Genomic DNA, 18796 nt, shown 5'->3' with positions numbered 1-18796 from the left:
GCTACCGCCCTGAAGCCCGTGTGGCCGCATCGGCGGTGTCGGGCGGCGGCCGGGGACACACCGGCACATCGAGGGAAAACCCCTGACCGTCGCACCGCTCCGGCATGCGAGGATGGCCGAAAACTCGACGAAGGAGACGGACACGTGCCCGGCACCAACCTCACCCGTGAGGAGGCGCGGCAGCGAGCGCGCCTGCTCACCGTGGACGCGTACGACATCGAGCTCGACCTGAGCGGGGCCCAGGAGGGCGGCACCTTCCGGTCGGTGACCACGGTGCGCTTCGACTCCGCCGAGGCGGGCGCCTCGACCTTCATCGACCTGGTCGCCCCCACGGTCCATGAAGTGGTGCTCAACGGCGCCGCGCTGGACCCGGCCGAGGTCTTCGCGGACAGCCGCATCGCCCTGCCGTCGCTGCAGGCAGGCGCCAATGAGCTGCGGGTCGTCGCTGACGCGGCGTACACCAACACCGGAGAGGGCCTGCACCGCTTCGTCGACCCGGTCGACAAGCAGGCCTACCTGTACACCCAGTTCGAGGTGCCGGACGCCCGCCGGGTGTTCGCCTGCTTCGAGCAGCCCGACCTGAAGGCGACGTTCACGTTCAGCGTGAAGGCGCCGGCCGGATGGACGGTGATCTCCAACTCCCCGACCCCCGAGCCGGTCGACGACCTGTGGAGCTTCGCGCCCACCCCGCGCATCTCGACGTACATCACCGCGCTGATCGTCGGCCCGTACCACGCCGTGCACAGCACCTGGGAGGGCGAGGGCGGCCGCAGCGTGCCGCTGGGCCTGTACTGCCGGCCGTCGCTCGCGGAGTTCCTCGACGCCGAGGCCATCTTCGACGTCACCCGGCGGGGCTTCGACTGGTTCGAGGAGAAGTTCGACTTCCCCTACCCCTTCGCCAAGTACGACCAGCTCTTCGTGCCGGAGTTCAACGCCGGCGCCATGGAGAACGCGGGCGCGGTCACCATCCGCGACCAGTACGTCTTCCGCTCCAAGGTGACGGACGCGGCCTACGAGGGGCGCGCCGAGACGATTCTCCACGAGCTGGCCCACATGTGGTTCGGCGACCTGGTGACCATGGAGTGGTGGAACGACCTGTGGCTCAACGAGTCGTTCGCCACCTACACCTCGATCGCCTGCCAGGCCGACGCGCCCGGCAGCACGTGGCCGCAGTCGTGGACGACCTTCGCCAACACCATGAAGACCTGGGCGTACCGGCAGGACCAGCTGCCGTCCACCCACCCGATCATGGCGGAGATCAACGACCTGCAGGACGTCCAGGTCAACTTCGACGGCATCACCTACGCCAAGGGCGCCTCGGTCCTCAAGCAGCTGGTGGCCTACGTCGGCAAGGACGCGTTCTTCGCCGGTGTCCAGACGTACTTCAAGCGCCACGCCTGGAAGAACACCCGCCTGACCGACCTGCTGTCCGCCCTGGAGGAGACCTCCGGCCGTGACCTGAAGACCTGGTCGAAGAAGTGGCTGGAGACCGCCGGCATCAACGTCCTCCGCCCGGAGATCGAGACCGCCGACGACGGCACGATCACCTCCTTCTCGGTGCGCCAGGAGGCCCCCGCGCTGCCGGCCGGCGCCAAGGGCGAGTCGATCCTGCGACCGCACCGCATCGCGGTCGGCGCCTACGAGCTCCAGGACGGCAAGCTCGTGCGCGTCCAGCGCGTCGAGCTGGACGTCGACGGCGAGCTGACCCTGGTGCCCGAGCTGACCGGCGTCAAGCGGCCGGCGGTCGTGCTGCTCAACGACGACGACCTGTCCTACGCCAAGGTGCGGCTCGACGAGGCCTCGCTGGCCGTCGTCCGCGAGCACCTGGGCGACTTCACCGAGTCGCTGCCGCGCGCCCTGGTGTGGGCGGCGGCGTGGGACATGACCCGCGACGGCGAACTCGCCACCCGCGACTACCTCGAGCTGGTGCTCTCCGGCATCGGCAAGGAGACCGACATCGGCGTCGTGCAGTCCCTGCACCGCCAGGTGAAGACGGCGCTGGAGCTCTACGCCGCCGACGGCTGGCGCGAGACCGGCCTCGCCCGGTGGACCGAGGCGGCACTGGAGCACCTGCGGGCCTCCGCCCCCGGCAGCGACCACCAGCTCGCCTGGGCACGGGCGTTCGCCACCACGGCCCGCACCAAGGAGCAGCTCGACCTCCTCGCCGGGCTGCTCGACGGCACGGAGACGATCGAGGGCCTGGCCGTCGACACCGAGCTGCGCTGGGCCTTCCTGCAGCGGCTGGCCGCGACCGGCCGTGCCGACGAGGACGCCATCGCGGCGGAGCTCGGCCGGGACGCCACGGCGGCCGGTGAGCGGCACGCGGCCACCGCGCGCGCCGCGCGTCCGACGGCCGAGGCGAAGGCCGAGGCGTGGGCCTCGGTCGTCGAGGCGGAGAAGCTCACCAACGCCGTCCAGGAGGCCGTCATCGCGGGCTTCTCCGAGCCCGACCAGCGCGAGCTGCTGGCGCCCTACACGCAGCGGTACTTCGAGGCGGTCGCTGACGTTTTCGCCTCCCGCAGCCACGAGATGGCCCAGCAGATCATCGTCGGCCTGTACCCGGCGCTCCAGGTCTCCCAGGAGACCCTGGACGCCACCGACGCCTGGCTGGCGAAGACCGGTCCGGCGCCCGCGCTGCGGCGCATGGTGACGGAGTGCCGGGCCGGCGTCGAGCGCGCCCTGAAGGCGCGGGCCGCGGACGCGGCGGCCGGCTGATCCTCACCCGGAGCAGCGCGAGGCCCCCTGCGGCACACCGCCGCAGGGGGCCTCGCGTCTTCCGGGCTCTTTTGCCGCGGCGAGTGCGCTGCCCGAGCGACGCAGCCCGTGCGCTACGCCATCGTCACGTCGGATGAGGCCGTCGGGGGGAAAGCGCCCGCGCGGCCCCCCGCGCGCCCGCGACCCGGCACACAGGGTCGGTCTCCGGAACCCCGTCACATGGTGCCGGGCACGCCGGAAACCGGGCCGTGGTGCTCCACGACCCGGTCAGCGAAGTGAGAAGAAGATCAGCCCTGCGTCTTGCGGGACTTGTCGGTCACGATGACCAGACCCGCGATGACCAGGAACAGGACGATCGGCAGGGCGAGGTACAGACCCAGCGTCTGGATCACGCTCAGACCGGGACCCGGGTCGTCGCCGTCGTCGCGGTTGAGCGCGAACGCGGGGGACGACATCAGCAGCATCAGCGCCGTACCAGCCGTCACGGCACCGGCGCGCAGGGCGTTCTTGTTGAGCTTGTCCACGCTCTCAAAGTAGCGAACCCTCCCACGGCCCGCGCGTCCGGGGGGTGGTGTTACGACTCCGGGGGCGCCGCCATGGCGGTCCGCACCTCGTGGGCCAGCGCGTGCAGTCGCGGCGAGGCCGTCAGCTGCTCCAGGGTGACCGGCCGTCCCTCAGGGTCGGCGATCGGCAGCCGCCAGTTGGGGTACTCGTCCCAGGTGCCCGGCAGGTTCTGCGGACGGCGGTCACCGACCCCGTCCGGCAGCCACACCCCGACCATCCGGGACGGCGTCCGCGCCAGGAAGCGGTGGACGGCCTTGACGACCGCCTCCTCGTCCCGGGCGCCCTCCGGCAGCAGCCCCAGCCGGCCGAGCAGCGCCAGCCACTCCGCGACCTCCCGCGCGTCCTCGGTCTGCTCCGCCTCCAGCGGCCGGGTCAGCAGCCCCAGCCGGTGCCGCAGCCCGACGTGCTCGCCGGTCAGCCGGGCCGCCGTCGTCGGCAGGTCGTGGGTGGTCACCGTCGCCAGCGCGTCCGCCCGCCAGGCCGCGGGCGGCAGCGGCCGGGCGCGGGAGGAGCCGCCGGCCTGTTCCCAGTCCCGTTCGAACCAGAGCACCGAGGTGCAGAGGATGCCCCGGTCGGCCAACTCCTCGCGGACGCCCGGCTCGACCGTGCCGAGGTCCTCCCCTATGACGACGGCGCCGGACCGCCGTGCCTCCAGCGCGAGGATCCCGAGCATCGCCTCCGCGTCGTAACGGACGTACGCGCCTCTGGTCGGCGGCTCGCCCTCGGGCACCCACCACAGGCGGAAGAGCCCCATCACATGGTCGATGCGCAGGCCCCCCGCGTGCCGCAGCACATGGCGCAGCAGATCGCGGTAGGGCGCGTACCCGGTGGCGGCCAGGGCGTCCGGGCGCCACGGCGGCAGGCCCCAGTCCTGGCCGTGGGCGTTGAAGGCGTCCGGCGGCGCGCCGACCGACATCCCATGGGCGAGGGCGTCCTGCAGCGCCCAGGCGTCCGAACCGGAGGGGTGCACCCCGACCGCGAGGTCGTGGACGATGCCGACGGCCATCCCGGCGTCCCGCGCCGAGCGCTGCGCCGCGGCGAGCTGGGAGTCCGTCAGCCAGGCCAGCCAGCAGTGGAAGTCGACCTCGTCCAGACGTTCCCCGCGCAGCCGCGCCACCTGCCCGGAACGCGGGTCGCGCAGCCCCGCGGGCCAGCGGCGCCAGTCAGGGCCGTGCAGCTCGGCCAGCATCGACCAGGTGGCGTGGTCGTCCAGCGCCTGCCCCTGCTCCGCGAGGAAGTCGCAGTACGCGGCCCGGCGGCCCGGGGACAAGGGCACCTTGCGGACCAGCGCCAGCGCCTCGCGCTTGAGCCCCCACACCGCGTCGCGGTCGATCAGGGCGTCCTTGAGCAGCACCGAGTCGCGCAGCACGGCCGCCTTGCGCAGCAGATCGGCCGCCCGTTCGCGGTCGTCGGGGCCGAGATAGGCGTACTCGGGGATCTCCTCCACCCGCAGGTACACCGGGTCGGGAAAGCGCCGTGAGGACGGACGGTACGGCGACGGGTCGGTGGGACGCCCGGGCACGGCCACGTGCAACGGGTTGACCTGGAGGAAGCCCGCGTGCAGCGTCCGGCCCGTCCACGCCGCCAGGTCCGCGAGGTCGCCGAGGTCGCCCATGCCCCAGGAGCGCGTGGACAGCACGGAGTACAGCTGCGCCATGAATCCCATGACCCGCTGCGGGGGGCCGGGCAGCCGCTGCGGCGCCACGACGAGCTGCGCCGAGGCGCTGCGCCCGTCGGGGGCCTGCGCCCGCAGCACATGGCGTCCTACGGGCAGCGGCGCTCCGCCGTCCCAGGAGGTCTCGGTGCCGTCCTCCGCCGTCAGCCGCAGCGCGGTGCCCTCGGGCAGCGGGTGCCGCAGGGGGCGGCCGCTGCGCAGCACGACGGTGCGGGGGAGCAGCCGGCGTCCGGCCTGGAGGTCGTGCGCGGCCAGCGCGCCCTGCACCGCGGCCGGGGTCGAGGCGTCGACGCCCAGCGCGGCCAGCACCGCCACGACCGTCTCGACCGGCACGCGCACCTCGCGGTCCGGCGACGGGCGGTAGGCGACGTCCACGCCGTGCAGCGCGGCGAGTCTGTCCCGGTCGGCGGCTTCGGTCATGGGGGTGCCCTCCCGGGGCGTCGTATCGCGGGTGCGCGTTCTCCGGACAGCCTCAGCCATACCCACCGCGTGGCGGCGCAGTCGCTTTCCGTGCACGGGTTCCCACCGGGTGGCGGCACCCGGCCCACGCGTCCCCGGAGACCCGCACGGAGCGGCCGGCGGCGCCCCCGGGACACCCGGAGCCGTGTCTTCCCCGGCGTGCTCAGGCGGACGGCTGGCGGGCGGCCCCCGGTACGTCGAACGCGCGGGCCGTGCGGGCCCGCCAGGGGGACGCGGCCTCCAGCTGCGCGGCGAGCGCCAGCAAGGGGCCCTCCTCGCCGTGCCGGGCGCCGAGCATCATGCCGATGGGCAGCCCCTGCGGGGACCACTCGAGCGGCAGCGACACCGCGGGGAGACCGGCGATGTTCCAGGGTGCGGTGAACGGCGTGAACGCCAGCTGCGCCGCGAAGTCGGCCTCGGGATCCCCGTCGTCGCGCAGGCCGCCCACCGGGGCCGGGACCCGGGCCAGCGTCGGGGTGAGCACCGCGTCGTACGGCTCGGCGGCCTCGGCCAGTTTGCGGCCCACGCCCTGCATCACGCCCAATGTGCGGGCGTAGTCGAGGCCGCTCACGTCCCGTCCCTGGGCCCGGAGCCAGCGGGTGAGCGGCAGCAGCTCCCGCTCCCGCTCCGGCGCCACGGGGGTGAGCGCGGCCAGCACGGCCCACACCGGGGTGAAGGCGTCGCGGTCACCGGGGGCGAGCGGCTGCGGCACGTCCACTACCTCGTGCCCGAGCCCGGCCAGCAGCGCCGAGGTGCGCTCGTACGCCGCCAGCACCTGCGGGTCGACCGCCACGCCCTGGACGTCAGGCACCGCCCAGCGGGCGATCCGCAGCCGGTGCGGCTCGCGCTCGCACCAGCGCAGGAACGAACGTTCCGGCGGCGGCAGCCGGAAGGGGTCGCCCGGCGCGGGCACGGCCAGCACGTCGAGCAGGGCCGCGGCGTCGCGGACCGTGCGGGCGATGGGCCCGCTGACGGCCAGCCCGCTCGCGTCGCCCCCGGGAGCCGGGCTCACCCGGCCCCTGCTGGGCTTCAGCCCGACGACACCGCAGCAGCTCGCGGGGATGCGGATCGAGCCGCCTCCGTCGCTGCCGTGCGCCGCCGCCGCGAGCCCGGCCGCCACGGCCGCGGCCGCGCCGCCGCTGCTGCCGCCCGCCCCGCGCGTCAGGTTGTATGGGGTGCGGGCCGGCGGGCCCGCGGCACCCTCGGTGTAGGCGGGGAGCCCGAACTCGGGGGTGTTGGTCTTGCCGGTCAGCACCGTCCCGGCGTCCCTCAGCAGCGAGACGAGGTACGCGTCCCGGTCGGCGACCCGATCGGCGAAGACCGCAGACCCGGAGGTGAAGCGCACCCCGGCGACCGGCGTCAGATCCTTCACCGGCACCGGCACGCCGAGCAACGGCGGGAGCGGCCCGTCCTCCGTGAGAACGCGTTCGGCGCGCCGTGCGTCCTGCAGGGCGCGTTCTGGCGTGACGGTCAGGTAGGCGCCGAGGACGGGGTCCAGCCGCTCGATCCGGTCGAGGTAGTGGGCCGTCAGCTCCACGGGCGACAACTCGCCCGCCCGGATGGCCGCGGCCTGTTCCAGCATGGTCAGTTCATGAGGGGCGGACATCCCGCCAGGGTAGGGGCCGTCGTCCGCGGCGAAGGCAGGGCGGAGCAGAGGTGGGGCAGGGCGGAGCCGAGGTGGGGCATGTCCCGTGTGCCGCCGTGTCATCAAGGTGATCACGCGAGGGCGGGGGCTGATACGCCGGGACGAAGCCCGGCGGGCCGGCTTTCTCCGCGGGGGAGTCCGGCACGGCCCTCGCCGGCGAGCCGGGCGGAGTCGACGTGGAACCCCTGCCGGAGAAGCGCTGACGGCCGGGTTCACCGCGGCAGCACCACCACCCAGGACGCGGGGGTGCGGTCGGCCGACGCCATCAGGGCCGTACGGACGACGGCGGCCTGCTGCTCGAGTGATTCCCGCAGCTTGCGCGGCGTGATGTGGACGACGGTGATGCCGAGCCGCTCCAGGTGCTCGCGCCTGCGGGCGTAACCGGCCCACAGGGCCTCGTCCGCCTGCCGTGGCACACGCGTGTCGAGCTCCACCGCGACCGCGTGCTCCGGCCAGTACGCGTCCACGCCGCCCAGGTGCGGGCCGCCCGGCAGCCGCAGGTCCACGTTCCACAGCGGGTCGGGCAGCCCGAAGCAGCGCACCATCGCGTACAGCCGGCTCTCGGCGATCGCGCGGCCCTCGGCCACCAGAGCGTCCACCGCCTCCACGACGTGCGGCCGGGACAGCAGACGGGCCCGGCTCAGCTCAGCGACCAGCGCCGTCGCCTCGCAGTGGCCGCCGCGCACCGCCTCGGTCAGCAACAGGCGCACCGTCCGCGCGTCGTCCAGCTCCTCCACCGCGTCCGCCAGCGCCCGGGGCAGGGGCGCGCAGGGCACACCCTGTACCTCCCGCGGCCGGGGCAGTTCGGGGGTGCGTACCAGCCCGACGTCGCCGATGGCGCGCAGCCGGCGCTGCCGGGTCACCAGCAAGTCGATCCGGTCCAGGCCGACCAGCGGCGGCACCGAGGAGAAGCGGTGCAGGGCGAGCGCCGCGAGTCCGGTGACCATGGCCTCGCGGCCCCCGTAGAGCAGTGCCGCCTGGACCCGCTCCTCGCCGGTGGGCCGGCCGCGGTGCAGGACGTACACCCGGGGCAGCACCTCCTGCCAGGGGCCGCCGGGCCGGCAGCGCTCGGCCAGCGCCTCGGGGGTGACGCCGTGCTCCCGCAACTGGCGCGCCGACAACACGGTCGGCCGGGTGCGGGAGAGGTGGTCGAGGGGGCGGGGGCTGAGGGGGATGTTGTGGTTCATGGCGGGTGGATTCCCGCATCCCTCCGGGAGCCTAACGGCTGTTACCGTTCTGTCGACAAATGCGGACATCCCCACACTAAAGTTCAGGCGTTCGGTTGCCGACTGCCGTTTTCACCTATCCGGGTGAAGAGCCCCCGGTCACCTGCGGCCGGACCCGGGGATGCCGTGGCAACACCGGGTTCGGGCCCATAGCCCTGTACTCCGAAGGGGTGACCGGTGCCTGTGCCCCACCCGGAGCGCCCCCTCCGGGAGCGTGCCCCACCCGGAGCGCCCCCTCCGGGAGCGTGCCCCACCCGGAGCGCCCCCTCCGGGAGCGTGCCCCTCCCGCAGCGTTCCCCCTCCGGGAGCGTGCCCCTCCCGCAGCGTTCCGCCTCCGGGCGGGGAACCCTCCTGGAGGGTTCCCCGCCCAAAGGGGTGCCTCAGGCGGCTTCCGCCGCCGCGTCCCGCTCCTGCGCCCGCAGCGCCCGCGCGAGGTCGTCACGGCACTCGGCGACCAGCCGGCGCAGCGCCGGCGCGGCGTCCGTGTGACCGCTCAGCCAGGCGTCGGCGGCGTCGAGCGTGGCCTGCCGGTCCTGGTGGTGCGGGAAGAGTCCGCGGACGACGGCCATGCCGATCTCGATCGAGCGCTCCTTCCAGATCCGCTCGATCGCGTCGAAGTAGCGGTCCGCGTAGGGGGCGAGCAGCTCGCGCTGGCCCGCCTGGTCGAAGCCCGCGATGGTGGCCTCGACCAGCGCGTTGGAGAGCGTGTCGGACTCCACGACCGACGTCCAGCACTGCTCCTTGACAGCCGCGGACGGCCGCGCGGCCAGGCAGCGCACCTGGTGCCGCTTGCCGGAAGCGGTGTCGTCGCGGGCGAGCTCCGCCGCGACGGCTGCCTCGTCGGCCGCGCCGGCGGCGGCCAGCGCCCCCAGAAACGTCCAGCGCAGCTCCTGGTCCACCTCGAGCCCGTCGACCTTCTCGGTGCCGTCGAGCAGCCCGCGCAGCAGCTCCGCCCCGGTGTCCCCGGCGGCCACGGCCGCGTAGAAGCGGGCCCAGGCCAGCTGGTGGCCGCTGCCGGGGGCTGCCGCGCGCAGCTCGCGCAGCGCGCCCTCCGCCAGTTCGCTCGCGCCCTGTTCGCGCCAGGCGGGCGCGGCGTAGTCGTGCAGCGCGGTGCGGGCCTGTGTGTGCAGTCCCTGCAGGACGCCGATGTCGGTCTCGGCGCCCGCGAAGCGCAGCACCAGGCCGAGGTAGTCGCGGGCGGGCATCAGCCCGTCACGGGTCATGTTCCACACCGCGGACCAGGTCAGCGCGCGGGCCATGGGGTCGGCGAGCGAGCCCAGGTGCTGCCGCACCGTGGCCAGGGAGTCCTCGTCGAAGCGGATCTTGCAGTAGGTCAGGTCGTCGTCGTTGACCAGCACCAGGTCGGGCCGCTCCGCCCCGGCCAGTTCGGCCACCACCGTGCGCGGGCCCGCGACGTCGGCCTCGACCCGCGCGTAGCGCTCCACCGTGCCCTCCGCGGTGCGCCGGTAGAGCCCCACGGCGACCCGGTGGGGCCGCAGTTCGGGGTGCGAGGGCGCCGCCTCCTGCAGCACGGCCAGTTCGGCGATCCGGCCGTCCGCACCGTATGTCACCTGCGGCGTCAGGGAGTTGACGCCCGCCGTCTGCAGCCAGGACCGCGACCACCCGGTCATGTCGCGCCCCGAGGTCTCGGCCAGGACCGACAGCAGATCGCCCAACTCGGTGTTGCCGTAGGCGTGGCGCTGGAAGTAGCGGCGCGCGCCCTCCAGGAAGGCGTCCCGCCCGACGTACGCGACCAGCTGCTTGAGCACGCTGGCGCCCTTGGCGTAGGTGATGCCGTCGAAGTTGAGTTTGGCGTCCTCCAGGTCGCGGATGTCGGCCGTGACCGGGTGGGTGGAGGGCAGCTGGTCGGCTCGGTAGGCCCACGCCTTGCGGCGGTTGGCGAAGGTGATCCAACCCTGCTGGAAGCGGGTGGCCTCCACCAGGGAGAACGTGCCCATGAAGTCGGCGAAGGACTCCTTGAGCCACAGGTCGTCCCACCACCGCATGGTGACCAGGTCGCCGAACCACATGTGCGCCATCTCGTGCAGGATGACGTTCGCCCGGCCCTCGTAGGACGCCTGCGTGACCTTGCCGCGGAAGACGTACTCCTCGCGGAAGGTGACCAGTCCCGGGTTCTCCATCGCGCCGAGGTTGTACTCGGGCACAAAGGCCTGGTCGTACTTCCCGAAGGGGTACGGGTAGCCGAAGTGGTCGTGGAAGAAGTCCAGGCCCTGCTTGGTGACGGTGAAGATCTCGGCGGCGTCGAAGTGCCGGGCGAGCCCCTTGCGGCACAGCGCACCGAGCGGGATCTCCAACTCCGTGCCGTCCGGCAGCACGCGCCGGTAAGTGTCGTGGACCATGTGGTACGGGCCGGCCACGACCGCAGTGATGTAGGTGGAGATCGGACGGGTCGGCGCGAAGCGCCGGGTCAGGCCGTCGTCGAGGACCTCGGCCACGCGCTCGTTGCCCAGCACCACCCAGGACTCGGGCGCGGTGACGGAGAAGGTGAACGGCGCCTTCAGGTCGGGCTGCTCGAAGTTCGCGAAGACCCGGCGGGCGTCGGCCGGCTCGTACTGCGTGTAGAGGTAGACCTCGCCGTCCTCGGGGTCGGCGAAGCGGTGCATACCCTCGCCCGTCCGGCTGTAGGCGCACTGGGCGTCCACGACGAGGACGTTCTCGGCGGACAAGTCGTCGAGCGCGATCCGCGTCCCGTCGAACACGGTCGCCGGGTCCAGTGCGCGGCCGTTGAGCGTCACCGACGTCACCGAGGGGGCGAGCAGATCCGCGAAGCTGGACGCGCCCGGCTCAGCGCAGCGGAAGCGGATCGTGGTCACGGACCGGAACGTCCGCTCCTGCGGGTTCAGCGCCGACCGGAGGTCGAGGGCCACCTCGTAACCGTCGACGGCCAGCAGCCGTGCCCGTTCGCGGGCCTCGTCACGTGTGAGGTTCTCACCGGGCACGGGGGGTCTCCATCCTTCGCACGCCGTCGCGGGGATCTTTCCTGCGCATGTCAGGCATCTTCGCATGTCGGGCCCGGCGGCGGGACTCGGGAATGGAGATGGAGCCGAGGGCGTTGGGCGCTGTGAAGTGCAGTGTCTTCATGCCGTGCCCGGAGGAGAGAGACGTGAGCGACAGCACAACCACCCGCACCCCGGTGGACTTCTGGTTCGACCCCGCATGCCCTTGGGCGTGGATGACCTCCCGATGGATGCTGGAGGTGGAGAAGGTACGCGACGTCGAGGTGCGGTGGCACGTGATGAGCCTCGCGGTGCTGAACGAGAACCGCGACGAGCTGCCCGAGCAGTACCGCGAGTTCCTGACCACGGCCTGGGGCCCGGTCCGCGTCTGCATCGCCGCCGAGCAGAAGTACGGCAGCGAGGTGCTCGGCGCCCTCTACACCGCCCTGGGCACCCGCATCCACAACCAGGGCCTGGGCCACAAGGACCGCGACGTGATCGTCGCCGCTCTGGAGGAGGCGGGCCTGCCCACCGACCTCGCCGACTTCGCCGACAGCGACACCTACGACGCGGAGCTGCGCGCCTCCCACCAGGAGGGCATCTCCAAGGTCGGCCAGGACGTCGGCACCCCGGTCATCGCCGTCCCCGGCGCCGACGGCGAGCAGATCGCCTTCTTCGGTCCGGTCGTCACGCCGGCGCCCAAGGGCGAGGCCGCGGCGCGCCTGTGGGACGGCACGCTGCTCGTCGCGTCGACGCCGGGCTTCTACGAGATCAAGCGGACCCGCGAGCAGGGCCCGATCTTCGACTGAGCCGGCGACTCCGGTCAGAAGTGCCGGAGCAGTTCGGGAAAGGCCGTCAGCCGCAGCACCCGCTCGTCGGCCGGGTCGAGCTCGGACTGCTCCAGCACCCAGGTGTTCACATTGGGGATGAAGACCGCGCTCATCCCGGCTTCACGCGCGGGCAGGATGTCCGACTTCGGGGAGTTCCCGACCATCCAGCTCCTGCCCGGCGCGAAGCCGTACTCCGCCAGGAGCGCGCTATAGGTGCCGGCGGCCTTCTCCGGCACGATGTGCACCCCGAGGAAGCGGTCCGCCAGCCCCGAGGCCGCCACCTTGCGCGCCTGTTCCTCGTCGTCGCCCTTGGTGAGCAGCAGCAGTTCGTGGCGGGATCCCAGCTCCTCCAGCGTGCTCGCCACGCCGGGCATGAGCTCCACCTTGTGCTCCACGAAGGCCACCGCCAGCTCCTCCACGCGTCGGCGCTCCGCCGGTGTCACCGGCCTTTCGCGCAACCGCTCCAGGAGTTCGCCGAGGCTGCGCAGGAAGACCTTGCTGCCGTAGCCGTGCACGACCGCGTTCGCCGCCTCGATCTCGTTGAGCAGCGCCCTGATCTGCGAGCGGTCCAGGACGGGATGGTCCACCCAGTCCAGGAAGTCCTCTATGATCCGCTCGAAGACCACGTTGTTCTCCCACAACGTGTCGTCCGCGTCGAAGACGAGTACCTGTCCGGTCAGCCGCGTCTCGCTCATCATGCGAGGGTAACCACGGCCGGCACCCGGTGCCGCGCTTTTCGCGGCCGCCGGCGCCCCGCCGGACCGGTGGCGTCAGGCGCGTCGCGCGGCGAGCGCCGCGTCCAGCTCGGCGCGGGACGGCGGATCCGCGCCCGTCCGCGTGCAGTTGAGCGCCGCGGCCGTGACACACCGCTCCAGCACGGCGACGAGGGCGTCCCGCGAGGCGGGTACGCCGGCGCCCGCGATCGCGTCGAGCAGCGCCGCCTGGAAGGCGTCGCCCGCCCCGACGGTGTCCACGACGCCCACCTCGGGGGCGGCCACCCGTACGAGGCCGCCGTCGGTCACCGCGAACGCGCCCCGCGCGCCCAGTGTGACGACCGCGAGCCGCGGTCCCTCGGCGAGCAACGCCCGCGCCGCGTCCTCGGGGGCGAGCCCGGGGAAGAGCCAGGCGAGGTCCGCGTCGCTGGCCTTGACCACGTCGCTGACGCCGGCCAGCCGCAGGCACGCCCTGCGGTAGGCGAGCCGGTCGGGCTGGACGGCGGGCCGCACATTGAGGTCGACGACGACGGTGCGCCCTGGTACGGCGTGCAGCTCGCGGCAGAGTTCGAGCACCCGTGTCGCCCCCGGTTCGACGACCGCGGCGAGCGAACCGGTGTGGAGCACGGCGGTGTCCGCGGGCAGCGCCAGCCGCTCCGGGTCCCACGCGGCCAGGAAGTCGTAGGAGGCCGAGCCGTCCCGGTCCAGGTAGGCCACCGCCAGTGTGGTGCGCCCGGCCGGGCTCACGGCGCGCACGACCTCGACCCCGGTGGACTCCAGGTGCCTGCGCACCAGTTCACCGGGCGGATCGTCGCCCCATGTGGTGACCAGGGTGGTGGGCCGGCCCAGTCGGCGCAGGCCGACCGCGACGTTGGCGGGACTGCCGCCCGGCGCCGGGGTGACCTGCCGCTCCCCGGAACGCCACAGCAGGTCGACGAGGACCTCGCCGACGACGCCGACGCGGGAGGGGGAGGACGGAGCGCTCATGCGGGCAGCATAGGAGGCCGCCGTCCAAGGGTCGGGGCCACGGCGCAGCATCCCGCCGGCGTTCGCCTCAGTTGGATTGGAGAAACCCCACTAAGAACCGGGTGACGAAGCTCACGCTTGACGGAGCTTCCTTGTGGGGACGCCATAAACGCTGTGATCCCGCCTTTGTGATCGACGGACGATGATCAGGGAGGGCGCGGCGGGTTAACGTCACGGTGTCCCGAACCGCCCTCACCTTGCGGAGTCACCGATGGCCAGCGCAGTCACCCCCGCTTCCGCCGTACGGACCCACCCGGTCCTCGCCGACCTCATCCCCGCGTCGCGCCTGCGTGACGTGGCCCTCGTGGTGGGCGGCGCGGCGCTGACCGGCCTGGCCGCGCAGTTGTCCGTGCCGGTCCCCGGATCGCCGGTGCCCGTGACGGGGCAGACTTTCGCCGCGCTGCTGGTGGGCACGGCCCTCGGCGCGCGGCGCGGCTTCCTGGCGCTCGCGCTGTACGCAGTGGCCGGTGTCGCCGGTGTTCCGTGGTTCGCGGAGGGGTCGTCCGGCGCGGCGGCGCCGAGTTTCGGCTACATCCTCGGCATGGCGCTGGCGGCGGCGCTCGTGGGCGCGCTGGCCCGGCGGGGTGCGGACCGCGGCGTGTGGCGGATGGCCGGCGTCATGGTGGCCGGCAGCGCCGTCACCTACGCGGTGGGCGTCCCCTACCTCGCGCTGGCCGCGCATCTGTCGCCCAGCCAGGCCCTGGCGATGGGCCTGACGCCGTACCTCATAGGCGACGCGCTGAAGGCCGCCCTCGCCATGGGCGCGCTGCCCGCCGCCTGGAAGCTGGCCGGCCGCCGCGGCTGACCGGTGCGGCGCACCGGCGCCGGACCGGTACGGCGTACGGCGCCCAGGAGGGGGCGGGGCAAGGCCCCGCCCCCGCGGCCTTTGTACGCCGCCGTGTTCGGCGCCGGGAACCCCTCGGGGAACACCCACGGCATGTCGCTCGGCGCACCCGTGCGACACTCGCCGTATGCGTGTGTACCTCGGTTCCGACCATGCCGGTTTTGAACTCAAGAACCACCTCGTCGAGTGGCTCCGGGCGAACGGGCACGAGCCCGTCGACTGCGGCCCCCACGTCTACGACGCCCAGGACGACTACCCGCCGTTCTGCCTGCGCGCCGCGGAGCGCACCGCCGCGGACCCCGACTCCCTCGGCATCGTGATCGGAGGTTCGGGCAACGGCGAGGCCATCGCCGCCAACAAGGTCAAGGGCGTCCGGGCCGTGCTCGCCTGGAGCCGGGAGACCGCGACCCTCGGCCGCGAGCACAACAACGCGAACGTCATCAGCGTCGGTGCCCGCATGCACACCACGGACGAGGCCACCGGGTTCGTCGAGGTCTTCCTCGGCACGCCGTACTCGGGCGAGCCGCGCCACTCCCGCCGCATCGACATGCTCAGCGTCTACGAGACCACCGGCGAGCTGCCCCCGATCCCCCCGCACCACCCGCAGGAGGGCTGATCCGGGCATGCCCGAGGGGCATACGATCCACCGCCTGGCCGCGGACCACCGGGAACGCTTCGCCGGCCGCGAGGTCCGCGCGAGCAGTCCGCAGGGCAAGTTCTCCGACGGCGCCGCCCTCCTGGACGGCGCCGTGATGGAGTCCGCCGAGGCCCACGGCAAGCACCTCTTCCTCGGGTTCGGCCCGGTCGGCTGGGTGCACGTCCACCTCGGGCTGTACGGGAAGTTCGGCTTCGGCACCGGCCCCGGCGGGCCCCCCGTCGGCCAGGTCAGGCTGCGTCTGGCCACCGGAGAACACCATGCCGACCTGCGCGGGCCGACCGCGTGCGAGCTGATCACCGGGGCGGAGAAGCAGGCGATACACGACCGGCTCGGTCCGGACCCGCTCCGGCCGGCCGACACCGGGGAACGCGCCTGGGCCCGCGTGGCGCGCAGCCGCACCAGCGTAGCCGCCCTGCTGATGGACCAGAAGGTCGTGGCCGGCGTCGGCAACGTCTACCGCGCCGAGGTCCTCTTCCGGCACGGGATCGACCCCTACCTGCCGGGCCGCGGCCTGGACCGCGACCGGTGGGACGCCATCTGGGCCGATCTGATGGCCCTGATGCGTGAGGGCGTGCGGCACAACCGCATCGACACCGTCCGTCCGGAACACACCCCCGAGGCCATGGGCCGTCCACCACGCGTCGACGACCACGGCGGCGAGGTCTACGTCTACCGCCGCGCCGGGATGCCGTGCCACATCTGCGGCACCGAGGTGCGCACCGCCTCCCTGGCGGCGCGCAACCTCTTCTGGTGCCCTTCCTGCCAGCCCGCCGCGAGCTGACGCCGCCTCCTGCGGGCCGGCCGGGAGGGGAAACGCCCGCAACGGAGCCCCCGTCCGGGGAACGGCCGCCGGGCGCCCGGGACCGGCCCAGGACAACACCGCCCCGTGCCGCATCAAGCAACGTCCGCTCTGCCGTGATGCACCGCTCGATCGCTGTTCCAGGCGGCACCGGACGGCTAGAATGATCATGTGGTCGCACGTGCAGGCCGGGAGACGGTGAACCAGGTGCTGAGCCCGCACGACAGCGCGCTGGGCCCACCGGCACCGCGATGGCGCTGCAGTTGCTCTCACCTGGCTGCGCCGAGTCCGCCGGCGAGCGGGCGACGACCAGCGCGGCCTGAACGCGACCGCGAGGGCCGTGCCCTGTCCCGACGTTTCCGTATCCGCCGGACTTCAGGAGAGGAAAGAACCTCTCGTGCCCGACTCCACCCGCCCCGGCACGCAGACCCGGCCGCTCCGCACCGGCCCGTGGGCCTGCTGACGCTTCCGTTCCGCGGCGACACCTGGCGGCATCTGCTGTACGCGCTGCTGGTGCCGCTCGTCGCCGGCCTGGTTTTGGCCCTGCAGTCCGTGATGAAGGCCACCCAGGACAGCGCGCATCCGGGGCTGGGACCCCTGGTGCTGTCAGCGGCGCTGGTGGCCGCCGCCGCGGTCGGGCCGCTCTTCGAGCGCATGCGGCTGAGGGTCTTCTTCGGTGAGCACCTGGCGCCGCGCCGTTCCGCCCGCTTCTCGGGCGCCGTCGTGTTCTTCTTCGTCAACATGGCCCTGACCGCGCTGTCGTTCGCGGCCGCAATCGGCTGGGCCATCGTGTCCGCGCGCAATCTGACCTACCCGATCTGGGGCTGGGAGCCCTACCCCACCGACGCCTGGGGTGGGCCGACCCCGGCCGGAGCGGTCGCGCTGCACTTCTCGGCCGGAGTGGTGGCGTTCTTCGTGCTGCCGTGGGTGGTCGTGCGGGTCACCGAGTGGCAGCGCGTCGCCATACGCCGGTTCGCCGCCGAGCAGCGCTGACCGCTCGCCGAGGCCCAGCTCTGCGGGCACGCCCAGATGGTCAAGAACAGGCCGAAGGTGCCGAGTTCTGCCGCTGCCCGTTGGCCGCACCCGGCGGACGTGCGCATCGCGATCGTCTGCGACGACTACTCCCCGCACCCGACCGCGAGGCGCTGCCAGCGGGTCGCGACGTGGGCGTCGGCGAACACCGTGGAGCTCGCCTACGCCGCGAGCAACAGCGCCTGGCGTTAACCGGATCGAGGCCCGGGCCACCGCCCTGCGCCACCTCGCTCTCGTGGCCGTCACACCAGCCATGAGGAGCAGAGAAGCATGATCTGCCGCGACGCCGTCCGGCCGAACGAACACACCGCCGACGAACGCCTTCGCGAGGTCGCGAGCCTGATGCGGCACTAGAAGCCGTGCGGGAGCCAGGGGGCGACGTCACCGCCGAAGGCGACCGCGGCCTCCCGCAGCGCACCCTGCCGCAGTTCCCGCACGCGGCCGGCCCGTGCCAGCGCGGTCAGCGAGACGTCGCCCAGATAGGCCGCTCCCAGCTCGCGCACGGACAGCGCCAGGTCCGCGGGGTCCGTCGTCCGCTCGCACGAGGAGCCCTTGGCGTCGCCGCCCAGCCGCCAGCGGCCCTCGTTCCACGGGCAGAAGGGGGCGGTGACCTCCAGCACCACGTCCACCGGGGCCGCGTAGCAGCGGGCCGACAGTGCCGCGCCCACCTCGACCGGGCGCAGCAGCAGGCCGTCCCGGAAGCGGACGCCGCAGCGGCGGACGTCGTCGACCAGGTGCAGCACCGGGTCGTCGGCGGGACGGTTGCGGGAGGTGACGCGGCTGGTGAGGTCGATGCCGAACAGATAGCGCCACAGCGCCGCGGTGGTGTCCGGGTCCAGTGCCTCCAGGTCCCGCAGCACCACCGTCCCGTCGGGGCCAGCCGCGTTCCAGGAGGGCTTCACCGCGTAGCGCGCGTAGCCCCGCACCTCGCCGTCCCGTTCGGCGACCACGCAGAGGAGGTTCGAGGCGCCGTCCCGGTATGCCTCAGGGTCGAGCACGCCCTTGCGCTCCCAGTTCGGCCGCCGCTCCAGCATGCCCGGCCGGGTGGGCACCAGGCGCGCGTAGACCTCCTCGCAGGGCCCCAGGGACTCCTCCGGGTCGGCGAAGCGCAGGGTGACCTCGTCGGCGCCCGCGGGCGCCCTGAGGCCCGCGCGCAGGGTGTCGACCTCCAGGGACATCTGGCGGGTGGCGACCTCGTAGCCGTACCGGCCGTAGATCGCCGGCTCGGACGCCGTGAGCACCACCAGGGGTTCGCCCCCCGCGTGCACCTCGTCCAGCTGCCGCCGCATCATCGAGGTCAGCAGCCCGCGCCGGCGGTGTGTCGACGCCACGCTGACCATGGTGACGCCGGCCGTCGGGACCACCGCGCCGCCCGGCACCGCCATGCGGAAGGAGAACGCCCCCGCCGTGCCGACGACCTCCGTCCCGTCCCACGCCGCGATCGACCGGGAGAGCTCGGTCACACCGCGGTCGAACTCCCGTTCCTCCACCGGTTCGCGCGCGCTGCCGAACGCGCGTTCCAGCGCGCTGAACCACTCGTCCCACTGTCCGGACTCGAGAACCCGCAACTCCACCGTCATGTGCCCTGCCTACCAGCCGTCCCTTGGGACGGGCGACCGGTTTTCGCCGGTTCCTGCGGCGAACGGCGCACCT

General features: G+C 73.3%; 15 protein-coding genes. 7 read left to right on the top strand and 8 right to left on the bottom strand.

What is annotated here, in order from left to right:
* Positions 1–144: 144 nt before the first annotated feature.
* Positions 145–2715: an aminopeptidase N gene (gene pepN, locus ACRWND_RS21400; protein ID WP_431951779.1), complete on the top strand. Its 2571-nt coding sequence runs from the start codon at positions 145–147 to the stop codon at positions 2713–2715.
* A gap of 287 nt (positions 2716–3002) precedes the next feature.
* Here the strand turns inward: pepN (ACRWND_RS21400) and ACRWND_RS21395 are convergent, their stop codons facing one another.
* The 5 genes from ACRWND_RS21395 to pepN (ACRWND_RS21375) all read right to left on the bottom strand — a co-directional run bounded on the left by ACRWND_RS21395 (position 3003) and on the right by pepN (ACRWND_RS21375) (position 11244).
* Positions 3003–3239, bottom strand: coding sequence for a hypothetical protein (locus ACRWND_RS21395; protein WP_431951802.1), 237 nt, complete (start codon positions 3237–3239; stop codon positions 3003–3005).
* Positions 3240–3289: 50 nt separating this feature from the next.
* Positions 3290–5374: a 4-alpha-glucanotransferase gene (gene malQ, locus ACRWND_RS21390; RefSeq protein ID WP_431951777.1), complete on the bottom strand. Its 2085-nt coding sequence runs from the start codon at positions 5372–5374 to the stop codon at positions 3290–3292.
* Positions 5375–5576: 202 nt separating this feature from the next.
* Positions 5577–7019, bottom strand: a complete 1443-nt coding sequence (locus ACRWND_RS21385; protein ID WP_431951775.1) for an amidase — start codon at positions 7017–7019, stop codon at positions 5577–5579.
* 251 nt (positions 7020–7270) lie between these two features.
* Positions 7271–8245: a hypothetical protein gene (locus ACRWND_RS21380; RefSeq protein ID WP_431951773.1), complete on the bottom strand. Its 975-nt coding sequence runs from the start codon at positions 8243–8245 to the stop codon at positions 7271–7273.
* A gap of 419 nt (positions 8246–8664) precedes the next feature.
* Positions 8665–11244, bottom strand: coding sequence for an aminopeptidase N (pepN, locus tag ACRWND_RS21375; protein ID WP_431951771.1), 2580 nt, complete (start codon positions 11242–11244; stop codon positions 8665–8667).
* Positions 11245–11384: 140 nt separating this feature from the next.
* Here pepN (ACRWND_RS21375) and ACRWND_RS21370 point away from each other — a divergent pair, with 140 nt between their 5' ends.
* Positions 11385–12050, top strand: coding sequence for a DsbA family oxidoreductase (locus ACRWND_RS21370; protein ID WP_431951769.1), 666 nt, complete (start codon positions 11385–11387; stop codon positions 12048–12050).
* 14 nt (positions 12051–12064) lie between these two features.
* On the opposite strand, the gene ACRWND_RS21365 is transcribed toward ACRWND_RS21370, so the two are convergent.
* Together ACRWND_RS21365 and ACRWND_RS21360 are read right to left on the bottom strand one after the other, a co-directional pair.
* Entirely contained in the window at positions 12065–12766 is a 702-nt protein-coding gene (locus ACRWND_RS21365; RefSeq protein ID WP_431951767.1) for an HAD family hydrolase, read from the bottom strand.
* 75 nt (positions 12767–12841) lie between these two features.
* Positions 12842–13771 (bottom strand): carbohydrate kinase family protein, encoded by a 930-nt coding sequence (locus ACRWND_RS21360; RefSeq protein WP_431951765.1) that lies wholly within the window; start codon positions 13769–13771, stop codon positions 12842–12844.
* 250 nt (positions 13772–14021) lie between these two features.
* Here ACRWND_RS21360 and ACRWND_RS21355 point away from each other — a divergent pair, with 250 nt between their 5' ends.
* The 5 genes from ACRWND_RS21355 to ACRWND_RS21335 all read left to right on the top strand — a co-directional run bounded on the left by ACRWND_RS21355 (position 14022) and on the right by ACRWND_RS21335 (position 17335).
* The gene (locus ACRWND_RS21355) at positions 14022–14615 is read left to right on the top strand and encodes a biotin transporter BioY (protein ID WP_431951763.1); all 594 of its coding nucleotides are present in this window, start codon (positions 14022–14024) and stop codon (positions 14613–14615) included.
* A gap of 166 nt (positions 14616–14781) precedes the next feature.
* Positions 14782–15270, top strand: a complete 489-nt coding sequence (locus tag ACRWND_RS21350) for a ribose-5-phosphate isomerase (RefSeq protein WP_431951761.1) — start codon at positions 14782–14784, stop codon at positions 15268–15270.
* A gap of 7 nt (positions 15271–15277) precedes the next feature.
* A complete protein-coding gene (locus tag ACRWND_RS21345) occupies positions 15278–16093 on the top strand; it encodes an Fpg/Nei family DNA glycosylase (protein WP_431951759.1) in 816 nt (271 codons plus the stop codon).
* A gap of 468 nt (positions 16094–16561) precedes the next feature.
* Positions 16562–17104, top strand: coding sequence for a hypothetical protein (locus tag ACRWND_RS21340; protein ID WP_431951757.1), 543 nt, complete (start codon positions 16562–16564; stop codon positions 17102–17104).
* A gap of 99 nt (positions 17105–17203) precedes the next feature.
* A complete protein-coding gene (locus ACRWND_RS21335; RefSeq protein WP_431951756.1) occupies positions 17204–17335 on the top strand; it encodes a hypothetical protein in 132 nt (43 codons plus the stop codon).
* A 158-nt stretch (positions 17336–17493) separates the two neighbouring features.
* Here the strand turns inward: ACRWND_RS21335 and ACRWND_RS21330 are convergent, their stop codons facing one another.
* Complete coding sequence (locus ACRWND_RS21330; RefSeq protein ID WP_431951754.1) at positions 17494–18723, bottom strand: GNAT family N-acetyltransferase; 1230 nt, start codon at positions 18721–18723, stop codon at positions 17494–17496.
* Between the last annotated feature and the right edge of the window lie 73 nt (positions 18724–18796).

Source organism: Actinacidiphila sp. bgisy167 (genome assembly GCF_965342175.1).
Lineage (GTDB): Bacteria > Actinomycetota > Actinomycetes > Streptomycetales > Streptomycetaceae > Actinacidiphila.
This window is presented reverse-complemented; position numbering and strand designations above follow the sequence as displayed.